The 22002-nt window shown below is 71.0% G+C and carries 22 protein-coding genes; 9 read left to right on the top strand and 13 right to left on the bottom strand.

Features of this window, described 5'->3' with window-relative positions:
* Positions 1 to 7: 7 nt before the first annotated feature.
* Together HMPREF0063_RS04260 and cimA are read right to left on the bottom strand one after the other, a co-directional pair.
* Positions 8 to 778 carry a hypothetical protein gene (locus HMPREF0063_RS04260; RefSeq protein ID WP_007077422.1) on the bottom strand — a complete coding sequence of 257 codons (771 nt, stop codon included), beginning with the start codon at positions 776 to 778 and terminating at the stop codon, positions 8 to 10.
* Between the two features lie 11 nt (positions 779 to 789).
* Positions 790 to 2343 carry a citramalate synthase gene (gene cimA, locus HMPREF0063_RS04255; protein WP_050760996.1) on the bottom strand — a complete coding sequence of 518 codons (1554 nt, stop codon included), beginning with the start codon at positions 2341 to 2343 and terminating at the stop codon, positions 790 to 792.
* 203 nt (positions 2344 to 2546) lie between these two features.
* Between cimA and HMPREF0063_RS04250 the strand changes: the two genes are divergently transcribed.
* Positions 2547 to 3218 (top strand): hypothetical protein, encoded by a 672-nt coding sequence (locus tag HMPREF0063_RS04250; RefSeq protein ID WP_156794035.1) that lies wholly within the window; start codon positions 2547 to 2549, stop codon positions 3216 to 3218.
* 21 nt (positions 3219 to 3239) lie between these two features.
* Here the strand turns inward: HMPREF0063_RS04250 and HMPREF0063_RS04245 are convergent, their stop codons facing one another.
* From HMPREF0063_RS04245 to HMPREF0063_RS04235, 3 genes are read right to left on the bottom strand one after another with little or no spacing between them, the layout of a single operon-like run.
* Positions 3240 to 4652: an aspartate ammonia-lyase gene (locus tag HMPREF0063_RS04245; protein WP_007077420.1), complete on the bottom strand. Its 1413-nt coding sequence runs from the start codon at positions 4650 to 4652 to the stop codon at positions 3240 to 3242.
* 36 nt (positions 4653 to 4688) lie between these two features.
* Positions 4689 to 5783, bottom strand: a complete 1095-nt coding sequence (locus HMPREF0063_RS04240; RefSeq protein ID WP_040320521.1) for a branched-chain amino acid aminotransferase — start codon at positions 5781 to 5783, stop codon at positions 4689 to 4691.
* Between the two features lie 44 nt (positions 5784 to 5827).
* A complete protein-coding gene (locus HMPREF0063_RS04235; RefSeq protein ID WP_007077418.1) occupies positions 5828 to 6913 on the bottom strand; it encodes a 3-isopropylmalate dehydrogenase in 1086 nt (361 codons plus the stop codon).
* A 434-nt stretch (positions 6914 to 7347) separates the two neighbouring features.
* Between HMPREF0063_RS04235 and HMPREF0063_RS04230 the strand changes: the two genes are divergently transcribed.
* Complete coding sequence (locus HMPREF0063_RS04230) at positions 7348 to 7911, top strand: O-methyltransferase (protein ID WP_040320085.1); 564 nt, start codon at positions 7348 to 7350, stop codon at positions 7909 to 7911.
* On the opposite strand, the gene HMPREF0063_RS04225 is transcribed toward HMPREF0063_RS04230, so the two are convergent.
* The 3 genes from HMPREF0063_RS04225 to HMPREF0063_RS16535 form a co-directional block, all read right to left on the bottom strand.
* Entirely contained in the window at positions 7892 to 8317 is a 426-nt protein-coding gene (locus HMPREF0063_RS04225) for a hypothetical protein (RefSeq protein ID WP_007077416.1), read from the bottom strand. The two genes, HMPREF0063_RS04230 and HMPREF0063_RS04225, sit on opposite strands and share 20 nt — an antisense overlap.
* A gap of 694 nt (positions 8318 to 9011) precedes the next feature.
* Entirely contained in the window at positions 9012 to 9764 is a 753-nt protein-coding gene (yczE, locus tag HMPREF0063_RS17065) for a membrane protein YczE (protein ID WP_245527736.1), read from the bottom strand.
* Complete coding sequence (locus HMPREF0063_RS16535) at positions 9761 to 9901, bottom strand: hypothetical protein (protein ID WP_007077413.1); 141 nt, start codon at positions 9899 to 9901, stop codon at positions 9761 to 9763. The genes yczE and HMPREF0063_RS16535 overlap by 4 nt, the downstream gene beginning before the upstream one ends.
* Positions 9902 to 9961: 60 nt before the next feature.
* Here HMPREF0063_RS16535 and yczR point away from each other — a divergent pair, with 60 nt between their 5' ends.
* From yczR to HMPREF0063_RS04185, 6 genes are all read left to right on the top strand, one after another.
* Positions 9962 to 11401, top strand: coding sequence for a MocR-like transcription factor YczR (gene yczR / locus HMPREF0063_RS04210; protein ID WP_007077412.1), 1440 nt, complete (start codon positions 9962 to 9964; stop codon positions 11399 to 11401).
* 73 nt (positions 11402 to 11474) lie between these two features.
* On the top strand, positions 11475 to 12119 hold the full coding sequence (locus tag HMPREF0063_RS04205; protein WP_040320083.1) for a hypothetical protein: 645 nt from the start codon (positions 11475 to 11477) through the stop codon (positions 12117 to 12119).
* A complete protein-coding gene (locus HMPREF0063_RS04200) occupies positions 12116 to 12748 on the top strand; it encodes a hypothetical protein (protein ID WP_050760906.1) in 633 nt (210 codons plus the stop codon). Before HMPREF0063_RS04205 ends, HMPREF0063_RS04200 begins: the two co-directional genes overlap by 4 nt.
* Positions 12749 to 12779: 31 nt before the next feature.
* Positions 12780 to 13076: a hypothetical protein gene (locus tag HMPREF0063_RS04195; RefSeq protein ID WP_007077411.1), complete on the top strand. Its 297-nt coding sequence runs from the start codon at positions 12780 to 12782 to the stop codon at positions 13074 to 13076.
* Positions 13073 to 14422 (top strand): hypothetical protein, encoded by a 1350-nt coding sequence (locus tag HMPREF0063_RS04190; protein ID WP_007077410.1) that lies wholly within the window; start codon positions 13073 to 13075, stop codon positions 14420 to 14422. Before HMPREF0063_RS04195 ends, HMPREF0063_RS04190 begins: the two co-directional genes overlap by 4 nt.
* A complete protein-coding gene (locus HMPREF0063_RS04185) occupies positions 14419 to 14775 on the top strand; it encodes a hypothetical protein (RefSeq protein ID WP_007077409.1) in 357 nt (118 codons plus the stop codon). Before HMPREF0063_RS04190 ends, HMPREF0063_RS04185 begins: the two co-directional genes overlap by 4 nt.
* A gap of 24 nt (positions 14776 to 14799) precedes the next feature.
* On the opposite strand, the gene ilvC is transcribed toward HMPREF0063_RS04185, so the two are convergent.
* Genes ilvC through HMPREF0063_RS04170 form a run of 3 tightly spaced genes read right to left on the bottom strand, consistent with a single transcriptional unit; the run spans position 14800 to position 18185 of the window.
* Positions 14800 to 15825, bottom strand: coding sequence for a ketol-acid reductoisomerase (ilvC, locus tag HMPREF0063_RS04180; protein ID WP_007077408.1), 1026 nt, complete (start codon positions 15823 to 15825; stop codon positions 14800 to 14802).
* 36 nt (positions 15826 to 15861) lie between these two features.
* Complete coding sequence (gene ilvN, locus HMPREF0063_RS04175; RefSeq protein WP_007077407.1) at positions 15862 to 16392, bottom strand: acetolactate synthase small subunit; 531 nt, start codon at positions 16390 to 16392, stop codon at positions 15862 to 15864.
* On the bottom strand, positions 16389 to 18185 hold the full coding sequence (locus HMPREF0063_RS04170) for an acetolactate synthase large subunit (RefSeq protein ID WP_007077406.1): 1797 nt from the start codon (positions 18183 to 18185) through the stop codon (positions 16389 to 16391). Before HMPREF0063_RS04170 ends, ilvN begins: the two co-directional genes overlap by 4 nt.
* A gap of 264 nt (positions 18186 to 18449) precedes the next feature.
* Here HMPREF0063_RS04170 and HMPREF0063_RS04165 point away from each other — a divergent pair, with 264 nt between their 5' ends.
* The gene (locus HMPREF0063_RS04165) at positions 18450 to 18764 is read left to right on the top strand and encodes a hypothetical protein (RefSeq protein WP_156794033.1); all 315 of its coding nucleotides are present in this window, start codon (positions 18450 to 18452) and stop codon (positions 18762 to 18764) included.
* Positions 18765 to 18767: 3 nt separating this feature from the next.
* Here the strand turns inward: HMPREF0063_RS04165 and HMPREF0063_RS04160 are convergent, their stop codons facing one another.
* Both HMPREF0063_RS04160 and ilvD read right to left on the bottom strand, forming a co-directional pair.
* Positions 18768 to 20165 (bottom strand): SDR family NAD(P)-dependent oxidoreductase, encoded by a 1398-nt coding sequence (locus HMPREF0063_RS04160; protein ID WP_007077404.1) that lies wholly within the window; start codon positions 20163 to 20165, stop codon positions 18768 to 18770.
* A 124-nt stretch (positions 20166 to 20289) separates the two neighbouring features.
* Positions 20290 to 22002, bottom strand: a complete 1713-nt coding sequence (gene ilvD, locus HMPREF0063_RS04155) for a dihydroxy-acid dehydratase (protein ID WP_007077403.1) — start codon at positions 22000 to 22002, stop codon at positions 20290 to 20292.

Genomic DNA, 22002 nt, shown 5'->3' with positions numbered 1-22002 from the left:
CCCGAGGTCAGGGCAGGTCGATCGCGTCGACGGCCACGGCGAGATCGCTCTCGACCGTCAGCCCGTAGGCACGGACCGCCTCGCTCGCCAGGTTGAACTGGTCGGAGTAGCCGAACGAGTAGCTCTGCCCGAGACGGGCGAGGGACGCGAGGATCGACGACTGGTCGATGACGTACTGCACGGCGGCGCTGACCGTGGCGGCGAGGTCCTCCTGCCCCGGCGGCACCGGGGTCGACTCGAACGCGGCCAGTCCCCGTTCGAAGGTCGGGATGACCTCGGCCTCCACCGGCTCCCCCGACGTCAGGGTGTCGGTGCCGACGATGTCCGTGATCCTCAGGGCCAGCACCTCCTCCGCTGCGGCGATGAACGGTTCGGCCACCACCGCGGTGTCGAGCACGGCCATCAGCTCGCGGTACGGGTCCAGCAGGGTCACGGCGGTCGCCTGGGCGTCGCGGTAGGTCGACGAGGTCAGCTCGCCCTCCGGGGTGGCCGGCGCCAGCACCGGCGGATCGGCGATCGCCGTCTCGACCGCTGCCCGCAGATCTGCGGGATCGGCGTCGATGTTCGCGTCGACCACGGCGACCACCCCCGCGCGGAACTCCGTCACCTCCGCGAAGTAGGCCAGGGCCGCCGCATCGGCCTCACCGGTCTGGTCGACCTGGCGCTGCTGCTCGCGGATGATGAGCGCCCCGACGACCGAGATGACCAGCACGGAGATGACGACCGGCAGCAGCACCGCCCACCGGCGCCGCCTCAGGGCCGCCGTCTCCGCCTGCACCGCTCCGGCGATCAGGCGTTGACCCGGGACACGCCGTGACGGCGCAGTCCGTAGGTGAGGGCGTCGACGAGGGCCTGCCAGGAGGCCTCGATCATGTTGGCCCCGACTCCCACCGTGACCCACGAGTCCTTGCCGTCCGACGTCTCGATCAGCACCCGGGTCACGGCGTCCGTGCCGTGCCCCTGGTCGAGGATCCGCACCCGGAAGTCCGTGAGGTGGAACCGGGCGACATCGGGATAGAGCTGGTCGATGGCCTGGCGCAGCGCGTGGTCGAGGGCGTTGACCGGGCCGTTGCCCTCGCCGATGACGGCCAGCCGCTGGCCGCCGGCCACGAGCTTCACGGTGGCCTCCGCCGACGCACCGGCCGCTGCGGACTCCGCGATGACCCGCCACGACTCGACGTCGAAGTAGGTGGGCCGGCCACCCTCCATCTCCTCGGCGAGCAGCAGCTCGAACGACGCGTCCGCGGCCTCGAAGGTGTATCCGGCCTGCTCCAGCTGCTTGACGCGGTCGGTGACCCGGGCCAACCGGGTCGGGTCGTCGGTGAGGTCGAAGCCCAGCTCGCGGCCCTTGAGCTCGATGGTGGCCCGGCCGGCCATCTCCGAGACGAGCAGGCGCATGTCGTTGCCGACCAGGGCCGGGTCGATGTGCTGGTAGAGGTCGGGGTCCACCCGGATGGCGCTGGCGTGCAGGCCGGCCTTGTGGGCGAACGACGACACCCCGGTGTACGGCTGCCGGGCGGACGGCGGGTAGTTGGTGATCTCGGCGATCGCGTGGGAGATGCGGGTGGCATCGGCCAGACGGCCTGCGGGCAGGACCGGACGACCCAGCTTGAGCTCGAGGTTCGCGATCGACGTGACGAGGTCGGCGTTGCCGGTCCGCTCCCCGTACCCGTTGATGCAGCCCTGCAGGTGGGTGACTCCGGCCAGCACCGCGGCCATCGAGTTCGCCACGGCGCACCCGGTGTCGTTGTGGGCGTGGATGCCCAACCGGGTGCCGGTGGCGGCCAGCACGTCGGCCACCACGTCGGTGACCTGGTGCGGCAGCATGCCGCCGTTGGTGTCGCACAGCACGACCACCTCGGCGCCCGCCTCCGCAGCCGCGCCGGCCACCTCGACGGCGTAGTCGCGGTTGGCCAGGTACCCGTCGAAGAAGTGCTCGAGGTCGACGAAGACCCGCTGACCCTCCCCCCGCAGGTGGGTGACGGTGTCGCGGACCATCGCCAGGTTCTCGGCCAGGGTCGTGCGCAGCGCGAGCTCGACGTGCCGGTCGTGGCTCTTGGCGACCAGGGTCACCACGGGCGCTCCGCTCTCGCGCAGGGCGGCCACCAGCGGGTCGTCGGCGGCGACCGCGCCGGCCCGGCGGGTCGCACCGAAGGCCGCGAGCGTCGCGTGCTGCAGGTCCAGCTCCTTGGCGGCGAGGGCGAAGAACTCGGTGTCCTTGGGGTTGGATCCCGGCCAGCCGCCCTCGATGTAGCCCACGCCGAGGTCGTCGAGGTGCCGCGCGATGTGCATCTTGTCCTGCACCGAGAGGTTGAGCCCCTCCTGCTGGGCGCCGTCGCGCATCGTGGTGTCGTAGACGTGGAAGTCGTTCACGGTGGTTCCTCTGACATGAAAAAAGCCCCCCGAGGGTCGGGAGGCAGCGCGTCGGGTCGGTGGTTCAGGACCCGGCGCGCCCGGCAATGATGAGGGCGATGCTCGTCACGAGGGTCAGTCTAGACTCGTCGCCGAGGCTTGCCAAGACCGGCGGCCCGGGACGAGGTGCACCGGTGAGCGTTCCGCTCCGTACGACGTGTCACTGCCTGCACGCCGTGCTGACCGCCGAACCGCTGGACCGGGTCGACGACTGGGCCGTCCCGGAGGCCGGTCTGCTGAGGCGTTTCGGCGCCACGGCCGACGACCTCGACCGGGTCAGCGCCCGCCCGCACGTGATGGTCCTGCACCGGTCCGGGCCGCTCGACACCGCCGCGGCGACCGCCGTCGGAGCCCGGCTCGAGGCGTTGACCATCGCCGAGCAGCACGACGGCGTCGTGCTCGATCTCGGCGTGCCCCGCGTGGTCACCCACCCGGCGTCGGCGACCGACCTGGCCGTTGCCACCCAGTGGGTGGGCTTCGACCTCGCTGACGGCGTGATCGCGTCGCACGGCCTGGAGGCCTTCGGACTGCCGGAGGTGATGTGCCGGGACGTGACGGCCGAGGCTGCGCCGGTCACGCTCGCCGCCCTCACCGGCCTCACCCACCGGCTGCTGACCGAGTGGCCCGAGCACGATCCGGTGGGACCGGCCAGCGTGACCCTGCGCGACGTCGGCTACGGGCTCGGCGACGCGGCCTCGGCCGAGGCGGTGGCCGACACCTCGGTGATGCTCGCGATCACCCACGACTCGGCGACCGACCGCCTGGTCGTCACGTTCTTCGAGGACCCGGCCGTCCTGTTCGGCTGAGCCATCGGTGCACGCCGGGCGCTACGGGGTGGGAGGCTTCGGCCCCAGGTTGGCCAGCGTCTCGGGCCGCAGGATGGCCTCGAGCTGTTCGGCGGGCAGCAGCCGACGCTCCAGCACCAGCTCGACCACCCCCCGACCGGTGGCGAGCGCCTCCTTGGCCAGCTCGGTGGCCACGGCGTACCCGATGAAGGGGTTGAGCGCCGTGACCAGACCGATCGAGTGCTCGACGTCGGCCCGCATCACCTCCACGTTGGCGGTGATGCCGTCGACGCACCGGACGGCGAGGACGTCCACGGCCTGCTGGAGCCGGCTGATGCCGGCCGCCAACGAGAAGCAGATGACCGGCTCGAACGCGTTCAGCTGCAGCTGTCCCGACTCCGCCGCCATCGACACCGTGACGTCGTGGCCGATGATCTGGAAGGCCACCTGGTTGACGACCTCCGGGATGACCGGGTTGACCTTGCCCGGCATGATGCTGGACCCGGCCTGCACCGGCGGCAGGTTGATCTCGTTGAGGCCGGCCCGGGGTCCGGAGGACAACAGGCGCAGGTCGTTGCAGATCTTGCTGAGCTTGACCGCGACCCGCTTCAGGGTGCCCGACACCTGGACGAAGGCCCCGCAGTCCTGGGTCGCCTCGATCAGGTCGACCGCCGTCTCCAACGGCAGTCCGGTGAGGCGGACGAGATGCTCACAGGCGATGTCGACGTAGCCGACCGGTGCGTTGAGCATCGTGCCGATGGCCGTCGCCCCCAGATTGATCTCGTGGAGCAGCCGGACGGCCTCGGACAGGCGGTCCCGGTCCTCGCCGATCATCAGGGCGTAGGTCGTGAACTCCTGACCCAGGGTCATCGGCACCGCGTCCTGCATCTGCGTGCGCCCCATCTTCAGCACCGTGCGGAACTCGACCGCCTTGGCGGCGAACGACGCCTGCAGCCGCCCCATCGCGGCCAGCAGCTCCTCGGTGGCGAGGATCAGCGAGATCTTCACGGCCGTCGGGTACACGTCGTTGGTGGACTGGCTGAGGTTGACGTGCTCGTTGGGGTGCAGCACGTGGTACTCGCCGCGCCGGCGGCCCATCAGCTCCAGGGCGCGGTTCGCGATGACCTCGTTGGCGTTCATGTTGGTCGAGGTCCCGGCGCCGCCCTGGATGACGTCCACGACGAACTGGTCGCGCAGGGCGCCGCTCCGGATCTCCTCGCACGCCGACCGGATGGCCTCGTGCCGCTCGTCGTCGAGCAGGCCCAGCTGGTGGTTGGTCGCGGCGGCCGCCTCCTTGACGGCCGCCAGCGCCTCCACCAGGAACGGACTCTCGCTGATCGGGATCCCGGTGATCGGGAAGTTCTCGAGGGCGCGCAGCGTGTGGACGCCCCAGTAGACGTCGTCCGGCACCTCGCGGTCGCCGATCAGGTCGTGTTCGAGCCGTGTGGGTCCCATGGGACCGACGATAGGCCCGCCCGGACGGGGGCCGGGTCAGGCGACCCGGGTCATCCAGCCGTGTCGGTCCTCGGCCCGCCCGTACTGGATGTCGACGAGCGCGGACCGGATCTCGTGGGTGACCTTGCCCGCGTCGCCGTCGGCGGAGACCGCCTCGCCGCCGTCCCACTTCAACCGGCCGACCGGGGTGACCACTGCGGCGGTGCCGCACGCGAACACCTCGGTGATGGTGCCGTCCGCGACGCCGTCGCGCCACTCGTCGATGCTGACCCGTCGTTCGACCACGTCGTGCCCGAGGTCGGCGGCCAGTGTGATGATCGAGGAGCGGGTGATGCCCTCGAGGATCGACCCGGAGAGCTCAGGGGTGACGATGGAGCCGTCAGCCTGCACGAAGTACAGGTTCATGCCGCCGAGCTCCTCGACCCACCGGTGCTCGACGGAGTCGAGGAAGGCCACCTGCTGACAGCCGTTGCGGGTCGCCTCCTGCTGCGGCAGCAGGCTGGAGGCGTAGTTGCCGCCGCACTTGGCCGCGCCGGTGCCGCCGGCCCCGGCGCGCGAGTACTCCTCGGACAACCAGATGTCGACCGGCTTCAGACCGCCCGGGAAGTACGCACCCGCCGGCGACGCGATGACCGAGTAGGTCACGTGCTGGCTCGGCCGGACACCGAGGAAGGCCTCGGAGGCGAACATGAACGGGCGCAGGTAGAGACTCGTCTCCTCGCCGCTCGGGACCCACGCGGCGTCGGCCGCCACGAGGGCCTCGATCGATCCGGTGAACCAGTCGGTCGGCAGCTCCGGCAGCGCCAGTCGGTGGGCCGACCGCTGCATCCGCTCGGCGTTGTCCTCCGGCCTGAAGCACCAGACCGAGTCGTCGGCGTGGCGGTAGGCCTTCAGCCCCTCGAAGATCTCCTGCGCGTAGTGCAGGACCGCCGTCGCGGGATCGAGCGAGAGCGGCCCGTAGGGCACCACCCGCGCGTCGGCCCACCCGGTCTCGGGGGTCCACTCGGCGAGGAACATGTGGTCGGTGAAGTGCCGGCCGAAACCCGGGTCGGCGAGGACGGCGTCGCGTTCGGCGTCGGTCCGACCGCCGGTGTTCGGCGTGACGGTGCAGCGGAACGGCGTGGAGGTCATGGCGTTCACGGTAGTGCTTTCTGTGCAGGAGGGAAGGGGCGGCGTCAGGCCACCGGTACGCCTCCGGCGACAGCCGCTGCGATGGCTGCGCCGACCTCCTCGGTGCTGCGGGCCGTGGTGGATCCGGCCCGTCCGGCGATGTCGGCCTCGACCGCGGCCGTGATGCGTGCAGCCGCCTCCGGCACGCCGAGGTGGTCCAGCAGCAGGGCGCCGGAGAGGATCGCGGCCGTCGGGTCGGCCCGGTGCTGACCAGCGATGTCGGGCGCCGACCCGTGGACCGGCTCGAACATGCTGGGCGCGGTGCCGTCGGGGTTGATGTTGCCGCTGGCGGCCAGACCGATGCCACCGGTCACGGCGGCCGCGAGGTCGGTCAGGATGTCGCCGAACAGGTTGTCGGTCACGATCACGTCGAACCGTGCCGGGTCGGTGGCGAGGAAGATCGTGGCGGCGTCGACGTGCAGGTAGTCGACGGTCACGTCGGGGAACTCCGCGGCCACGGCGTCGACGGTGCGGCTCCACAGGTGGCCGGCGTGCACCAGCACGTTGTTCTTGTGCACCAGCGTGAGCCGGCGACGCGGGCGCGCCTGGGCCCGTGCGAACGCGTCCCGCACGACCCGCTCGACGCCGAACGCCGTGTTGATGCTGACCTCGGTGGCCATCTCGTGCGGCGTGCCCACCCGGATCGCCCCGCCATTGCCCACGTACGGCCCCTCGGTGCCCTCGCGGACCACGACGAAGTCGATGTCACCCTTGGCCAGGACGCTGTCGGCCAGCGGGGTGGGCACCCCGGGGTAGAGCTTGCTCGGCCGCAGGTTGACGTAGTGGTCGAGCTCGAACCGCAGGCGCAGGAGCAGCCCCCGCTCCAGCACACCGGACGGGACGCCCGGGTCGCCGATGGCTCCCAGGAGGATCGCGTCATGCCCGCGGATCTCGGTCAGCACCGAGTCCGGCAGGGTCTCCCCCGTCGCGTGCCAACGACGGGCACCGAGGTCGTACTCGGTGCGGTCGAAGGCCAGGTCGTACGCCGGCGCGACGACGTCGAGCACCGCCAGGGCCTGGGCGGTGACTTCTGGACCGATGCCGTCGCCGGCGACGACGGCGAGGGAGTGGGTGCGGGTCATGGGCAGCATCCTAGGTCGGCGAGTCTCAGGATCTGAAACTCGCGTCTCGACATGTGGTCAGTTGTCGTCGGGTCGCTCGGCGAGCTCGACCTCGACGGGCACGGCCTCGTCACGCAGGTGGGCCGGTCCCCATTCGAGCGGTCGCTGGTTCATGGTGGTGCTCCTTCTCGGGCGGTGCGGATCGCCAGTACGGATCGACTGGAGGGTGCGGGACCGGGGGTCGACCGCTGGGTCCGCCGGGCCACGAGAGCCGGGGTGCCGGAGAGGAGAAGGAACAGATCAGGTCGTGATCATCGATCCTGCGGCGGAATCAGCGGGCCAACGCCAGAACTCCGCGGCAGGAGAGGCCCTAGGAGGCCCTGCCGCGGCAGGCGATGGATACGACCTGGTTCCGCATGCTGGGCAGCATACCTCGTCGGGCGCCACCGTGCCAGACTGACGCCGTGCCTTCCCCCGTCGAGATCCCTGCACTGGTGAGCCGCACCCTCGACCTCTCGCGTCAGCGCGGATTCATCAGCTCCACCCGGCACGAGACCGGCCGCCTGCTCGCGACGCTCGCGGCGACCCGCGAGGGGACGCTCGCCGAGCTGGGCACCGGCACCGGGGTGGGTTCGGCGTGGTTGTCCAGCGGTGCCGCCGCCGGCACCCGCATCGTCAGCGCCGAGCTGGACACCTCGCTGGCCGCGGACGTGCAGAAGATCTTCGCCGCCGTCGACAACGTCGAGATCGTCCCCGGGGACTGGTCGACGCTGGAGCGGTACGCACCGTTCTCGCTGTTGTTCGTCGACGTCCGCGAGGTCATGGCCGACATCGACGTGCTGGCCGGCCTGATCGAGCCGGGAGGCATCGCGGTGCTCGACGACTTCGTGCCGTCATCGGCCTGGCCCCCCATCGTCGACGGCCAGGTCGACACCATCCGCGAGCAGTGGCTCACCGACGACCGTTTCATCGCCGTCGAGATGATGATCTCGGTCGACGCGAGCCTGCTCATCGCCGCGCGGCGCTGAGCACCCGCCGCAGGGCACCGAATGGGGCCACGAGCAGGCGCCCCACCCGGAAGGTCCAGCTGGCCCGCATCCGCTGGAACTCGACGGCATGGGTCTGCACCAGCGAGTCCTTCTCGACGTGCAGGGCCGCGAGGTCGCGGGCCAGCGCCTCACGGTGCCGGACCTCCTCGTGGTGCCTCCCCCACAGGCGGTAGTAGCGACCGGCGAAGAACTGCGCGCTTCGCAGGGACCGCAGGAAGCTCTCCGTGAAGGGCTCGACCTCTCGGGGCCCGGCCTGCTGCAGGATCCGGGGCAGCACCTGCTCCACCGAGAAGTCGGCCACGAACCCGTCGCGCCGCTCGGCCTGGAAGGCGACGGCGTCCGCGAACCCGCCCACGATCTCACCGGCGATCTCCTCGCCGCCCAACCGGCGGCTGTACCGGCCCGAGAAGTTGCGTCGGCGCGCCTCGTCGAACGTCTCCGCGGTGAGTTACCCCTGCCCGCCGAAATGGTCGTACACGTAGACCGGGCGACCCGCGACCAGGCAGTACTGGACCGTCTTGCCGATGGTCACGACCACGTCGAACCGGTCGAGGACCTCGGCCGTCACGAGAGCGTACTCGTCCTGGCCGGAACCGAAGTGGACGACCTCCAGCCCCTTGTCGCGCAACAGCGCCTTGGCCTCCTCGACCTCGGGGGTCACGTGGTTGGACACGACGAGGATGCGCTCGGGGCTGCCGGACGACACGTAGGGGCTCCGGGCGAAGGCCCGGGGCGCGGGGTTGGAGAACAGGTCGGTGGGAGGTCGTCCGGAGAAGAAAGGAAGAAGCTCGTCTCGGGTCGCGGGCGAGATGAAGGTGCTGAGCGATGCCAGTCGCTCCTCCAGGCCGTGGAGGTAGGGATGCTCGTCCGGGGCGTAGTCCAGCGGCGACATGTGGTGGAACACGAACACGGGCAGGCGCGAGGGCCAGGACCGCATCAGGGAGTCGACGACCGGCAGGGGCAGGACCTGGCTGTTGACCCAGACCAGGTCGAAGTCGTCGAGGGTGATCCCCGCGGCCGACGTCGCTGCCTCGTCGAGCAGGTCGATGCCGTGGTCCCGGAACGCCGCCGCCGCCGGCTCACCGACGAAGGCTGCGTAGACGACGACGCTCGCGCCCCGCGACCGCAGCTCGTCCGCGAGCTCGAGCGTCACGATCGTCGACCCCATGAACTCCTGGACGATCGAGTGGCAGATCAGCACTCGCGTCCCGCTCGTCACGTCCATGGTGACGACCATCTTGGCACGGACGCGGCGTCGTCGTGGCCGCCAGGAAGAACTGCACCAGTGGCCCGATGGCCAGGGCGTAGACCACCGTGCCGACCCCGACCGTGCCGCCGAGCACGAAGCCCAGCACCAGCACCGTGAGCTCGAGCCCGGTACGGACGAGGCGGACGCTGAGGCCGGTGCGCCGCACGACGCCCGACCAGAGTCCGTCCCGCGGCCCGGTGCCGAGGTCGGCACCGATGTACAAGGCACCGGCCAGCCCGTTGCCCACCGTGCCGACGACCAGGAAGCCGATCTGCACGATCAGGTCGTCCGGGGTCGGCACCCACGCCAGCGTCACGTCGGCGGCGATCCCGATCAGCAGCACGTTGAGCACCGTGCCGACGCCGGGGCGTTGACGCAGCGGGATCCACAGCAGCAGCACCGCCGCACCCACCACGATGACGACCTGGCCGAACGTCAGCGGCAGCCGGTCGGCCAGCCCTTCGTGGAACACGTCCCAGGGGTCGAGTCCGAGGCCGGCCTCGACGAGCAGCGCCATGGTCGCGCCGTAGAGCCACAGCCCCACGACCAGCCGCAGCAGACGACCGGACAGCGAGCGGTTCACCGCGGCCACGTCCGTCCGGCCTGCTCGGACTCCGTGCGGGCGGGCGGGGGCCGCCAGCCGTAGCCGTCCCGTGCGGTGACGAGACCGACGGCACCGGCGGCGAGGAGGAGGAGCACGGTCACCACGATCCAGGTCATGGGTCCATCGTGAAGTCAAGTGGCTACCTTTTACATAGCCACTTGTGGGACAGTGGACCCATGACGGAGATCTCGGCCGGACGCCTCGCCCAGCTGCTCGGCCCGCTCGACCTGACCGGAACGGCCTACCGCGAGATCTCCGAGCGGATCCGCCTGCTGGTCGTCGACGGTCGCCTGACCGACGGGGCCCGTCTGCCCAGCGAGCGCGAGCTCGCGGCGTCCCTCGGCGTGAGCCGCACGACCACGGCCCGGGTCTACGCCGAGCTGCGCGAGGCCGACCTGATCAGCTCACGGCGAGGGTCGGGCAGCGTCGTCCGGCTCCCGCTGCACCGGTCGTCGGCCAGCAGCCTCATCATCACGCCCGACGACGCCGACACGATCGCCTGGACCTACTCGGCACCGGTCGGGCCACCCGGGATGGCCCGAGCCTTCGAGCGGGCGGCCGGTGCCCTCCCCGCCCTCCTCGGCACGACGGGGTACCTGCCCGACGGCCTGCCCGCCCTCCGCGAGGTGCTCGCCCAGCAGTACCGCGACCGTGGGCTGCCGACCGACCCGGACCAGATCATCGTCACCAACGGGGCGATGGGAGCCATCTCGCTGATCGCTCGTGCCCTGGTGTCCCGCGCCGACCGCGTCCTCGTCGAGGGCATCAGCTATCCCCACGCCCACGAGGCCTTCGTGGCCGCGGGGGCGCGACTGTCGGCGCTCCCCGTGGACGAGCGGCCGTGGGACCTCGAGGCGGCGAGGGGCCTGCTGCGGTCGGCACCCCACCGCGCGGCCTACCTCGTGCCGGAGTTCCACAACCCGACGGCCGCCGTGATGAGCCACGAGGAACGCTCGGGATGGGCCCGCGAGCTGGCGCGCCACGACGTGCTGCCGGTGGTCGACGAGTCGCTGTACGCGGTGAATCTCGACGGGGTGGACCTGCCCGAGCCGTTCGCCTGCTTCGACCCACGGGCCATCCTCGTCGGCTCGTCGTCCAAGCCGTTCTGGGGCGGCCTGCGGGTGGGCTGGATCCGTACGCCGCGGACCCACGTGATGCCCTTGATCCAGGCCCGGATGCACGACGACCTCGGATCGTCGGCATTCGACCAGCTCGTGCTGACCGAGCTGCTGACCGACGGTGGACAGACCGCAGCGGCCGGACGCGCCACCCTGCGGGCCGCCCGCGACCACCTGCTGGCCGAGCTGGCGCGGCAGCTGCCGGACTTCACGGCGCCGTGCCCCGCCGGCGGCCTCAACCTGTGGGTCAGGCTGCCCGACCGGATGTCGTCGCGGCTGACCGCAGCGGCCGGTCGACACGGCCTCCTGCTCACTCCGGGCCCGCGCTTCCTCGCGGTGGCCGCGCGAGCCGGGGAGCAGCACCTCCGACTGGCCTACACCCAGTCGCACGACACACTCACCGAAGCCGTGGCGCGGTTGTCGTCGGCCTACGACGACGTCCGCGACGGGGTGACGGCACGGCCCGCGCACAGCTCGACCCTCGACCTCATCGCCTGATCCCGCCGGGTGCGGTCTGCGGCTATCGTGGGTCCGTTACATCACTTCGCGCGACGAACCCGGGGATCCTCACGTGACCGCACTCGATGACCTGCCGCACGTCCGGATCGACGCCGATCCCGCGATCTGGCTGCGGGGTCCGTCACCGGACGCGACCGACGACCAGCGACGCGCGTGGATGCTCGGGGCCCAGCACGCCGTCTCGACCGACCTCGACCTCGAGCACGCCAAGGGTGGCGCGGACTACCGGGAGTACCTCTCGCAGGTGCTGACGGCCTTCTCCGACTGGTCGACGCCGGCCAACGTGACCTTCCTCCGGTTCCGGCACCAGGGCGACACGCCGCTGCCGGTCTCGCTCGAGCTGTTCTCGCCCGACGACCTCGCGGAGATCGACGCCGCCACGGACGAGGTGTCCGCTGCGGGCACCTCCGCGGCCGGCCGGGTCGTCGAGGCCTTGGTGACCGATCCCGACCACCCCGCCACGGTGGGCGAGGTCTCCCGCGAGGACGTCGGGGAGAGCGGGTGGCAACGCCTCGTGTACTGGGTCGAGGACCCGAGGGGCGGGGTGGTCGGCCACGTGCGGCACGTCCGGCACTTCGAGTCGTCCGGGGTCGTGGCCGTGGTCCGGTTCGGCGGACTCGATCCCGCCAGGACCCTGGAGGCGCTCGACGACGTCGACCGGCTCGCCCTCGGGATCGTGGTGGGGGACGAGTCGTGACCGCCACCGCCCAGGCCGAGGGATACCTCCTCGCCGTCCCGCCGCCGTGGCGTCGCATCCCACTCGACGCCGGTGCCGAGTCCGCGATCGCAGGCATCGTCGACGACGTCGCGGAGCGCCACACCCCCCGCGGGGTCTCCCCCGACGAGGTCGGGCCCAGGAAGCGTGAGCTGGTCCGCGAGCTGATGACCCAGGTCGCCCGGGCGCGCGACAACGGCGGCGTGGACCTCTACCTGCCGCTCGACGCGATCCACGGGTACACGGTCCAGGCGTCCTTCGTCGTGAGTCGGGTCGTGCCGGACGCGAACCTGTCCGTCGACGAGATCCCGCAGGTGATGGCCTCGCTGCTGCGCGACGGCGCGACCCGCCCGGCCACGGTGGCCGACACCGTGTGGGTCCGTCGCGAGCGGGCCGTACCGCGCGGGGAGGACGACGCCGTCGACTCGGTGCGGGTCGAGTACTTCACCGCAGTCCCGGGTCAGGCACGGTCCTGGGTCCTCGTCTCCTTCTCGTCGGTCGGCGCGCCGATCGTCGGACCGGCCGGCGAGGGCAACATGCTCGTCGAGCTCTTCGACGCCGTCATGACCACCTGGCGATGGCGGTACGAACCGGCGGAGGAGCCCGGATGACCACGACGACGAGCACGGGGGGCAGGACGCCATGGGCGACGCAGACCTGAGGGTCGACTACTACCGCCTCGAGGAGAGCGAGCGGGTGCTCGCGACCCTCAAGAGCGACTTCGACAACATCAAGGACGACACCAGCAACAGCGTGGACGTCTGGAGTCACGCCGACGTGGCCGACGCCATGGGCGACTTCCAGGGCAACATGGACTACAACCGGCGCAAGCTCTCCGAGAAGATCAGCGACTGCGGCGAGAAGATCGCCGCAACGTTGGAGACCTTCCGCGAGGCGGACCAGGACCTGGCTGACTCCTTCGACGAGGAGCGGCAGTGACCCGGCGTCAGGGTGAGTGGCACCTGCTGGGCCACGACAGCGACCCGGTGCCGGGCAGCTGGACCGAGATCGAGGACGAGGCGGCCCGCATCACCGGCATCGCCGAGACGATCGCCGACCAGGTCACGCGGCTGCGCCGGATCGCCGAGGACGACCAGATCCTCCGCGGTGAGTACGCCGACGGGCTGAGGGACTCGTGCGGGAGCCTGGCCGACGACCTCGGCCGCGTCCAGGGCCGCTTCGAGGCGGTCGGTGAGGAGCTCGAGGGCTGGTGGGACCCGGTCAAGACCGCCCGCACCGCGACGTGGAACGCCTTGCAGGACGCCGAGGCCGCCCAGGCAGTGATCGACGCCAACCCCGAGCCCGGTCCACCGCTCCCCGGCGCACCGGCGCCGACCGACGACCAGGAGACCGCGGAACAGATCCGCGCGGGTAAGCACTCGGGCGCCGTGACGGATCTCTCCGCGGCCCGCACCGCCTTCTCCACGGCCATGGACGCCTACGAGGATAAGGCGGGTCGGGTCGCCCGGGCCATCCGGGATGCCTGCGACGACGACTTCAAGGACAGCCGCTGGGACACGTTCAAGAACTGGGTGGACGCCAACGCCGACTGGCTCAAGAAGATCGCCGACATCATCAGCATCATCGTCACGGTCGTGGCGGTCATCGCGCTGTTCTGCACCCCGGCGGGCTGGATCATCGCCCTCGTGGCGGGGCTGGCGCTGCTCGGTCTGGGGATCAGGTTCGCGCTGGCCGCCTCGGGCAACGGGTCCTGGACCGACTTCGCACTCGACCTCGTCGGCATCCTCACCCTGGGGACCGGCAAGATCGCCACGAGTCTGGCGAAGCTGGGACGCGGGATGACGTTGAAGAGGGTCGCTCCCGTGGCCGGCAACCTGGCGCGCACGAAGGCGGTCACCGCGGCCCGGTCGGCCTTCGCCAACGCCACTCTGCGCCACAAACCGATGGTCTGGCTGACCCGCTCCAACCCGCTGTCCCGGTGGATGGCCGGACGCTCGGCCTACACGACCGAGAAGCTCGCCTGGCTGACGAAGGAGCTGCCGACGTCCAAGCCGCTGCAGGGACTGCGGTCGGGCCTGGACATGGAGGCGGCCGCCCTGCGCACCGAGCTCGACGACATCGCGGCGCGCTTCGGGCCCGGTCTGGTCGACGGACTGCACGGAGGCGCGACGACGGTCGCCGAGAACGTGGCGCGGATCGGCACCGGGATCGACTTCACCGACACGATCCTGGGCGACAACACCGCCGTCGACTACGACGGTGTGGGGCCCTACAGCGATCTCAAGGACCAGTGGACCTACGGTCCGGGCGGACACCTGCGATGAGTGCGACGCAGCCGAGGTCGCCCCGCTGGGTCGCGCTTCCCAGCCTCGCCGGTGCGCTCGGCGTCCTCGTGCTGCTGGTCCTGCACCTGCTGCCCGACGGCGCCGATCCGTGGCTCGCGTGGCTCATGGTGCTGGTGCCGCTGACCGCGATGGGCGTCCTGGCGCGGTCGTGGCGGCGGCGACTGCCGGTCACGGCGTACGAGCTCGAGTGGGTCCGCGTCGGCATCGTCGTCCTGTCGATCGCCGGGCTCGCCGGGATCAGCGGCGGCGCGATACCCCTGACCGTTCCGGCCGGCGTCGTCCTCGGGGTCTGGACGGTCCGCGAGCACCGCCGATCCTCCCCTTCGCGCTGAGCGAAGGGGAGGGCCGGGCCGCCGTCAGCGGGCCGCTGAACCCTCGACGTAGTCGGCGTCGGCCTGCTTCCACGCGAAGTGCGAGCGCAGCACCTTGCCGGTCGCCTCGATCGAGTGCCCGGCCTCCTTCTCGCGCAGCGACAGGAACTCGGTCGCGCCGGCGTCCTGGTCGTCGATGAACCGCTTGGCGAAGGTGCCGTCCTGGATGTCGGCGAGCACGGCCTGCATACGCTCCTTGACGCCGGCGTCGATGACCCGCGGACCGGAGACGTAGTCGCCGTACTCGGCGGTGTCGGAGATGCTCCAGCGCTGCTTGGCGATGCCGCCCTCCCACATCAGGTCGACGATCAGCTTGAGCTCGTGCAGCACCTCGAAGTAGGCGATCTCGGGCTGGTAGCCGGCCTCGGTCAGGGTCTCGAACCCGGCCTGGACGAGGTGCGACATGCCGCCGCACAGCACGGCCTGCTCGCCGAACAGGTCGGTCTCGGTCTCCTCGGTGAAGGTCGTCTTGATGACACCCGCCCGGGTGCCGCCGATCGCCTTGGCGTACGACAGCGCCAGGTCCCACGCGGCGCCGCTGGCGTCCTGCTCGACCGCGATGATGTCGGGGATGCCGCGACCGGCGACGAACTCGCGGCGCACCGTGTGACCGGGGGCCTTCGGCGCCACGAGGATCACGTCGACGCCCTCGGGCGCCTCGATGTAGCCGTAGCGGATGTTGAAGCCGTGACCGAAGACGAGCGTGTCGCCGGGCGTGAGCGCCGGGGCGATCGACTCGGCGTACACGTGACGCTGCACCTGGTCGGGCGTCAGGATGACGACGACGTCGGCCTCCTCCACCGCCTCGGCGACCGTGAGGACCCGCAGACCCTCGGCCTCGGCCTTCGCGCGGCTCTTGGAGCCCTCGGCCAGCCCGACCCGCACGTCGACGCCGGAGTCGCGCAGGTTGAGCGCATGGGCGTGACCCTGGCTCCCGTAGCCGATGACGGCCACGTTCTTGCCCTGGATGATGGACAGGTCGGCGTCGTCGTCGTAGAACAGCTCGGGCACGGGGTCTCCTAGGTGGCGGTGAGGGGTCGGGGGTGGTCAGACGGCCTGCGAGCCGGGGACGGCACGCAGGCTGCGGTCGGTGATGGAGCGGGAGCCGCGGCCGATCGCGACCCGGCCGGACTGGGCGATCTCGCGGATGCCGAACGGCTCCAGCACCTTGAGCATCGCGGTGAGCTTGCCGGAGTCGCCGGTGGCCTCGATGGTGACGGCGTCGGTGGCGACGTCGACGACCTTCGCACGGAACAGCTGGACGGTCTCGAGGACCTGACCGCGCGTGGCCGGGTCGGTCTTGACCTTGATCAGCATCAGCTCGCGCTCGACGGCCGAACCGGAGTCCAGCTCGACGATCTTGAGCACGTTGACGAGCTTGTTGAGCTGCTTGGTGACCTGCTCGAGCGGCAGCTCGTCGACGTTGACGACGATCGTCATGCGCGAGATCTCGGGGATCTCGGTGGGTCCGACCGCCAGCGACTCGATGTTGAAACCGCGACGCATGAACAGGCTGGAGACCCGGGCGAGCACGCCGGGCGTGTTCTCGACCAGGACCGAGAGGGTGTGTTGGGTCACAGCTCGTCCTTGTCCCACTCGGGTGCGAGGTCCCGGGCGATCTTGATGTCGTCGTTGCTGGTGCCGGCGGCGACCATCGGCCAGACCATCGCGTCGCGCTCGACCACGAAGTCGATGACGACCGGCCGGTCGGTGATGGCCATGGCCTGCTCGATCACGGCGTCGAGGTCGGCCGGGTCGTCGCACCGCAGCCCCACGCAGCCGTAGGCGTCCGCGAGCTTGACGAAGTCCGGGATCCGGCGCGCGCCGATGGACTCCGGGCCGGTGTTGAGGTCGGTGTTGGAGTAGCGGCCCTCGTAGAACAGGGTCTGCCACTGGCGCACCATGCCGAGCGAGGAGTTGTTGATCACGGCCACCTTGACCGGGATGCCCTCGAGCGCGCACGTGGCGAGCTCCTGGTTGGTCATCTGGAAGCACCCGTCGCCGTCGATGGCCCACACGACCCGGTCGGGGTCGCCGACCTGTGCGCCCATCGCGGCCGGCACGGCGTAGCCCATCGTGCCGGCGCCGCCGGAGTTGAGCCACTGACGCGGCCGCTCGTACTCCACGTAGTGCGCCGCCCACATCTGGTGCTGTCCGACACCGGCCACGTAGATCGCCTCGGGCCCGGCGATGGCGCTGATGCGCTCGATGACCGTCTGGGGGGCGAGCCCCTCGGCGGGAGCGTCGTAGTCGACCGGGAACTTGGCCTTGACGCCCAGCATCTGCTCGCGCCACGCGGTGTAGTCGCCGCGGACGCCGTCCTCGGCCTGGGCCGCCAGGGTCGTGACGAGGTCCGCGATGACCTCCTTGCAGTCGCCCACGATCGGCACGTCCGCGGCGCGGTTCTTGGAGATCTCGGCCGGGTCGATGTCGGCGTGGATGATGCGCGCGAGCGGCGCGAAGGTCTCGAGCACCCCGGTGACCCGGTCGTCGAAGCGGGCGCCGAGGCTGATCAGCAGGTCGCTCTTCTGCAGGGCCGCCACCGCGGCGACCGTGCCGTGCATGCCGGGCATCCCCAGGTGCAGCTCGTGGGAGTCCGGGAAGGCTCCCCGGGCCATCAGCGTCGTGACCACCGGGATGCCGGTGGCCTCCGCCAGCAGCTTCAGCTCCGCCGACGCGTCGGCCTTGATGACGCCCCCGCCGACGTAGAGGACCGGGCGCTCGGACTCGGCCATCAGTCGGGCCGCCTCGCGCACCTGCTTGCCGTGCGGACGGGTCGTGGGGCGGTAGCCCGGCAGGGCCAGCTCGTGCGGCCACTCGAACGTCGTCGTGGCCTGCAGGGCGTCCTTGGCGATGTCCACCAGGACCGGACCGGGTCGGCCCGTGCCGGCGATGTGGAACGCCTCGGCGATCACCCGGGGAATCTGGGCGGCATCGGTGACCAGGTAGCTGTGCTTGGTGATCGGCATCGTGATGCCGCGGATGTCGGCCTCCTGGAAGCCGTCGGTCCCGATCAGGTGGGACGACACCTGGCCGGTGATCGCGACGATCGGCACCGAGTCCATGTAGGCGTCGGCGATCGCGGTGACCAGGTTGGTCGCACCGGGACCGGAGGTCGCCATGCAGACCCCCACCCGTCCGGTCGCCATCGCGTAGCCCTGGGCCGCGTGGCCCGCCCCCTGCTCGTGACGCACCAGGATGTGGCGGATCGTGGAGTCGAACAGCGGGTCGTAGGCCGGAAGGATCGCGCCGCCGGGAATCCCGAAGATGACCTCGACGTCGGCATGCTCCAGCGCGCGGACGAGAGCCTGGGCACCGCTGACCTGCTCGGTGGGGGGATCGATCTGCAGACCTGTCGTCTGGCCGGTCATGGGGTGTCCTTCGGTGGGTGCTCGGTGGTGCGTGTACGGGCGGTTCGTCACATAAAAAAACCCCTCGGCCGTGAGGCAAGCGAGGGAGACGTGGGACCCTGCGGGGTCGTCACGTCATACGGGTACGAGAAGGTGCGCGGACACGCGACCAGTGTGACTCCCGGCCACGACGTGGTCAAGTCGCGAGACGACCGGTACCACGATGTGGACCCAGTCTCGCCGTTCACCTCTTCCGGAGGCTCCCGAGACGCTTCAATGGACCCCATGAAGAAGACGCTGGCAGCCAGCCTCACCGTGTCCGTGCTCGTCATGACCGCCGCCTGCGGCGGAGGCGGGCGCCCGTCGGTGGACGAGCTGCGCGACTCGATGGTCTCCGGCGACACCGTCATCCCCGTGCCCGAGCAGGCGGCGGAGTGCTTCGCGGAGGTGCTGGTCGACTCCGACCTGTCCGACGAGACGCTGCAGGCCATCGTCGAGCAGGACGAGGACTACGAGGGCTCGGACGAGGAGCAGGGCAAGCTGCAGGACCTGTCGGCCGACGTGGTCGAGCAGTGCGCCGGCGAGCTCGGGGCCGAGTAGCCGTCACCAGGGGGACGCGACGTAGTCCTTGAGGAACACGCCGTGGACGTCCTCCCCCGCCTCGCCACGCACGATCGGGTCGTAGACCCGGGCGGCGCCGTCGACCAGGTCCAGGGGCGCCTTGAAGCCCTCGGCCGCCAGCCGCACCTTGGTCACGTGGGGCCGCTCGTCGGTGATCCAACCGGTGTCGACGGCCGTCATGAGGATGCCGTCGTTCTCCAGCATCTCGGCGGCACTGGTGCGGGTCAGCATGTTGAGCGCCGCCTTGGCCATGTTGGTGTGCGGGTGGCCCGGGCCCTTGTAGCGGCGGCCGAACTGACCCTCCATCGCCGACACGTTGACGACGTGCTTGCGACGGGCCGGTGACGCGGCCAGAGCCGGCCGGAGCCGACTGACGAGGATGAACGGCGCGACGCTGTTGCACAGCTGCACCTCCAACAGCTCGAGGGCGTCGACCTCGCCGACGGTCTGCACCCAGCTGTTGGTGTCGACCACGTCCGGCAGCAGCCCACCGGCATCGATCCGCTCCAGGTCCGCCGATCCGGCCGACAGCGCCTGGGCGGTCAGCTCGTCGGCGGTGCGGGCGTCGCCGGCCAGGACCGGGTGGGCCCCGACCGAGCCGACGAGGGCCGCGGGGTGGGCGTCGCTGGTGTGCCCGAAGGTCACCAGCTCGACGGGGCTGCCGAGAGGCAGCGGGGCGGACTCGGCGTCGGCGATCGGCTGGTAGGCCCCGGGGGTCCGCTTGACCGTCTGGGCGGCGTTGTTGATGAGGATGTCCAGCGGACCGGCCGCGGCCACCTCGTCGGCCAGACCGATCACCTGGGACGGATCACGAAGGTCGATGCCCACCACCTTCAGCCGGTGCAACCAGTCGTCGGCGTCGGGCATCTGCGAGAACCGGCGGACGGCGTCCCGCGGGAACCGGGTCGTGATGGTGGTGTGGGCACCGTCGCGCAGCAACCGCAGGGCGATGTACATGCCGATCTTGGCGCGGCCCCCGGTCAGGAGCGCACGACGTCCCGTGAGGTCCGTGCGCGCGTCCCGACGCGCATGGTTCAGCGCGGAGCACGCCGGACACAGCTGGTGGTAGAAGGCGTCGACCCGCGTGAACTTGTCCTTGCAGATGTAGCACCCCCGCGGCACCAGCAGCGTCCCCGCCGTGGCCCCGGGCGCGGTCGACGTCAGCGGCAGCCCGGCGGTCTCGTCGTCGATGCGCTGGGCCGACCCGGTGGCCGTGAGCTCGACGACGGCACGGTCGGCCGCCGCCTCCTCCTCCCGCTTGCGCCGGCGTCGCTCACGCTTGGCGTCCTTGAAGAATCCGCCGGTCGCCCGGCGCAGGGCGATGTAGGTGGGATCGTCCTCGTCGAGCGCCGCGGCCCGGCCGAGCACGTCGAGCGCCACGGCCAGCTCGTCCTCGCTGACCCGCTGGGAGTGACGTTTCTGCCCCGGATCGCTGGATTCTGGGGCCGAAACGTCACTCCCAGCGGGGGCGGAAGGTGCTGCGGGGTCGGGAGTGCCGGTCACGTCAGGTGCACACGGCGCCGTCGGCGGCCGACGACACCAGCTTGCGGTACTTGGCCAGCACGCCGGTCGTGTACTTGGGCGGCATCGGCTCCCAGCCGACCTTGCGTGCCTCCAGCTCCTCGGCGTCCACCTCGACCTCGAGGGTCCGGTTGGCCACGTCGAGGGTGATCGGGTCACCGTCGCGCACGAAGGCGATGGGCCCGCCGTCGACGGCCTCGGGAGCCACGTGACCGACGCAGAGGCCGGTCGTACCGCCGGAGAACCGGCCGTCCGTCAGCAGCAGCACGTCCTTGCCGAGCCCGGCCCCCTTGATCGCGCCGGTGATGGCGAGCATCTCGCGCATCCCCGGCCCGCCCTTGGGGCCCTCGTTGCGGATGACCACCACGTCGCCGGCGACGATGGTGCCACCGGCCAGAGCGTCCATCGCGGCTCGCTCGCCGTCGAACACGCGGGCCGTCCCGCGGAAGACGTCGGAGTCGAATCCCGCGCTCTTGACGACCGCCCCCTCGGGAGCGAGCGAACCGTGCAGGATGGTGAGCCCGCCGGTGCGGTGGATCGGACGGTCGACCGGGCGGATGACGTCGCCGTCGACGGTCGACTCGATGTGCGCGAGGTTCTCCGCCATCGTCCGTCCCGTGACCGTCAGGCAGTCGCCGTCCATCAGACCGGCGTCGAGCAGGGCCTTCATGACGACGGCGATGCCGCCGACCTTGTCGACGTCGTTCATGACGTACCGGCCGAACGGCTTGAGGTCGCCCAGGTGGGGCACCTTGTCGCCGATGCGGTTGAAGTCCGCCAGGGTCAGGTCGACCTCGGCCTCCCGCGCGATGGCGAGCAGGTGCAGGACCGCGTTCGTCGAGCCGCCGAGCGCCATGACCAGGGCGATGGCGTTCTCGAACGCCGGCTTGGTCATGATCTGGCGCGCCGTGATGCCGCGGCGCAGCAGCCCGACCACGGCCTCGCCCGAGGCGATCGCGAACTCGTCGCGACGGCTGTCGATCGCCGGCGGGGCCGACGAGCCCGGCAGGCTCATACCGAGGGCCTCCGCGGCCGAGGCCATCGTGTTGGCCGTGAACATCCCGCCACAGGCACCCTCGCCCGGGCAGATCGCGCGCTCGATGCGGTCGACCTCCTCGCGGGTGATGAGCCCCTTGAGGCAGGCTCCCACCGCCTCGAAGGCGTCGATGATCGTGACGTCCTTGCCGTCGACGTTGCCCGGCATGATCGATCCGGCGTAGACGAACACGCTGGCCAGGTCGAGCCGGGCCGCGGCCATCAGCATGCCCGGGAGGCTCTTGTCGCACCCGGCCAGCAGCACCGAGCCGTCGAGCCGCTCGGCCATCATCACGGTCTCGACGGAGTCGGCGATGACCTCACGACTGACCAGCGAGAAGTGCATGCCCTCGTGGCCCATGCTGATGCCGTCGGAGACGCTGATGGTCCCGAACTCCAGCGGGTAGCCGCCGCCGGCGTGCACCCCCTCCTTGGCACGCTTGGCGAGCCGGTCCAGCGAGAGGTTGCACGGGGTGATCTCGTTCCAGCTCGACGCGACGCCGATCTGGGGCTTCGGCCAGTCGTCGTCGCCCATCCCGACGGCGCGCAGCATGCCGCGCGAGGCGGTCGCCTCGAGTCCGTCGGTGACGGTGCGGCTGCGGGGCTTGATGTCGACGGCGTCGTCGCCTGCGGGCGGGTCAGTGGGGGTCTGGCTGGACAT

It is taken from the genome of Aeromicrobium marinum DSM 15272 (assembly GCF_000160775.2).
GTDB lineage: Bacteria > Actinomycetota > Actinomycetes > Propionibacteriales > Nocardioidaceae > Aeromicrobium > Aeromicrobium marinum.
This window is presented reverse-complemented; position numbering and strand designations above follow the sequence as displayed.

Bases quoted from the DNA above. Each gene is read 5' to 3' on its own strand.
- cimA (WP_050760996.1), bottom strand. From the start codon at position 2,343: ATGCGCGACGGCGCCCAGCAGGAGGGGCTCAACCTCTCGGTGCAGGAC.
- HMPREF0063_RS04245 (WP_007077420.1), bottom strand. From the start codon at position 4,652: ATGGGACCCACACGGCTCGAACACGACCTGATCGGCGACCGCGAGGTG.
- HMPREF0063_RS04240 (WP_040320521.1), bottom strand. From the start codon at position 5,783: ATGACCTCCACGCCGTTCCGCTGCACCGTCACGCCGAACACCGGCGGT.
- HMPREF0063_RS04235 (WP_007077418.1), bottom strand. From the start codon at position 6,913: ATGCTGCCCATGACCCGCACCCACTCCCTCGCCGTCGTCGCCGGCGAC.
- HMPREF0063_RS16535 (WP_007077413.1), bottom strand. From the start codon at position 9,901: ATGACCTGGATCGTGGTGACCGTGCTCCTCCTCCTCGCCGCCGGTGCC.
- yczR (WP_007077412.1), top strand. From the start codon at position 9,962: ATGACGGAGATCTCGGCCGGACGCCTCGCCCAGCTGCTCGGCCCGCTC.
- HMPREF0063_RS04195 (WP_007077411.1), top strand. From the start codon at position 12,780: ATGGGCGACGCAGACCTGAGGGTCGACTACTACCGCCTCGAGGAGAGC.
- HMPREF0063_RS04185 (WP_007077409.1), top strand. From the start codon at position 14,419: ATGAGTGCGACGCAGCCGAGGTCGCCCCGCTGGGTCGCGCTTCCCAGC.
- HMPREF0063_RS04170 (WP_007077406.1), bottom strand. From the start codon at position 18,185: ATGACCGGCCAGACGACAGGTCTGCAGATCGATCCCCCCACCGAGCAG.
- HMPREF0063_RS04165 (WP_156794033.1), top strand. From the start codon at position 18,450: ATGAAGAAGACGCTGGCAGCCAGCCTCACCGTGTCCGTGCTCGTCATG.
- ilvD (WP_007077403.1), bottom strand. From the start codon at position 22,002: ATGTCCAGCCAGACCCCCACTGACCCGCCCGCAGGCGACGACGCCGTC.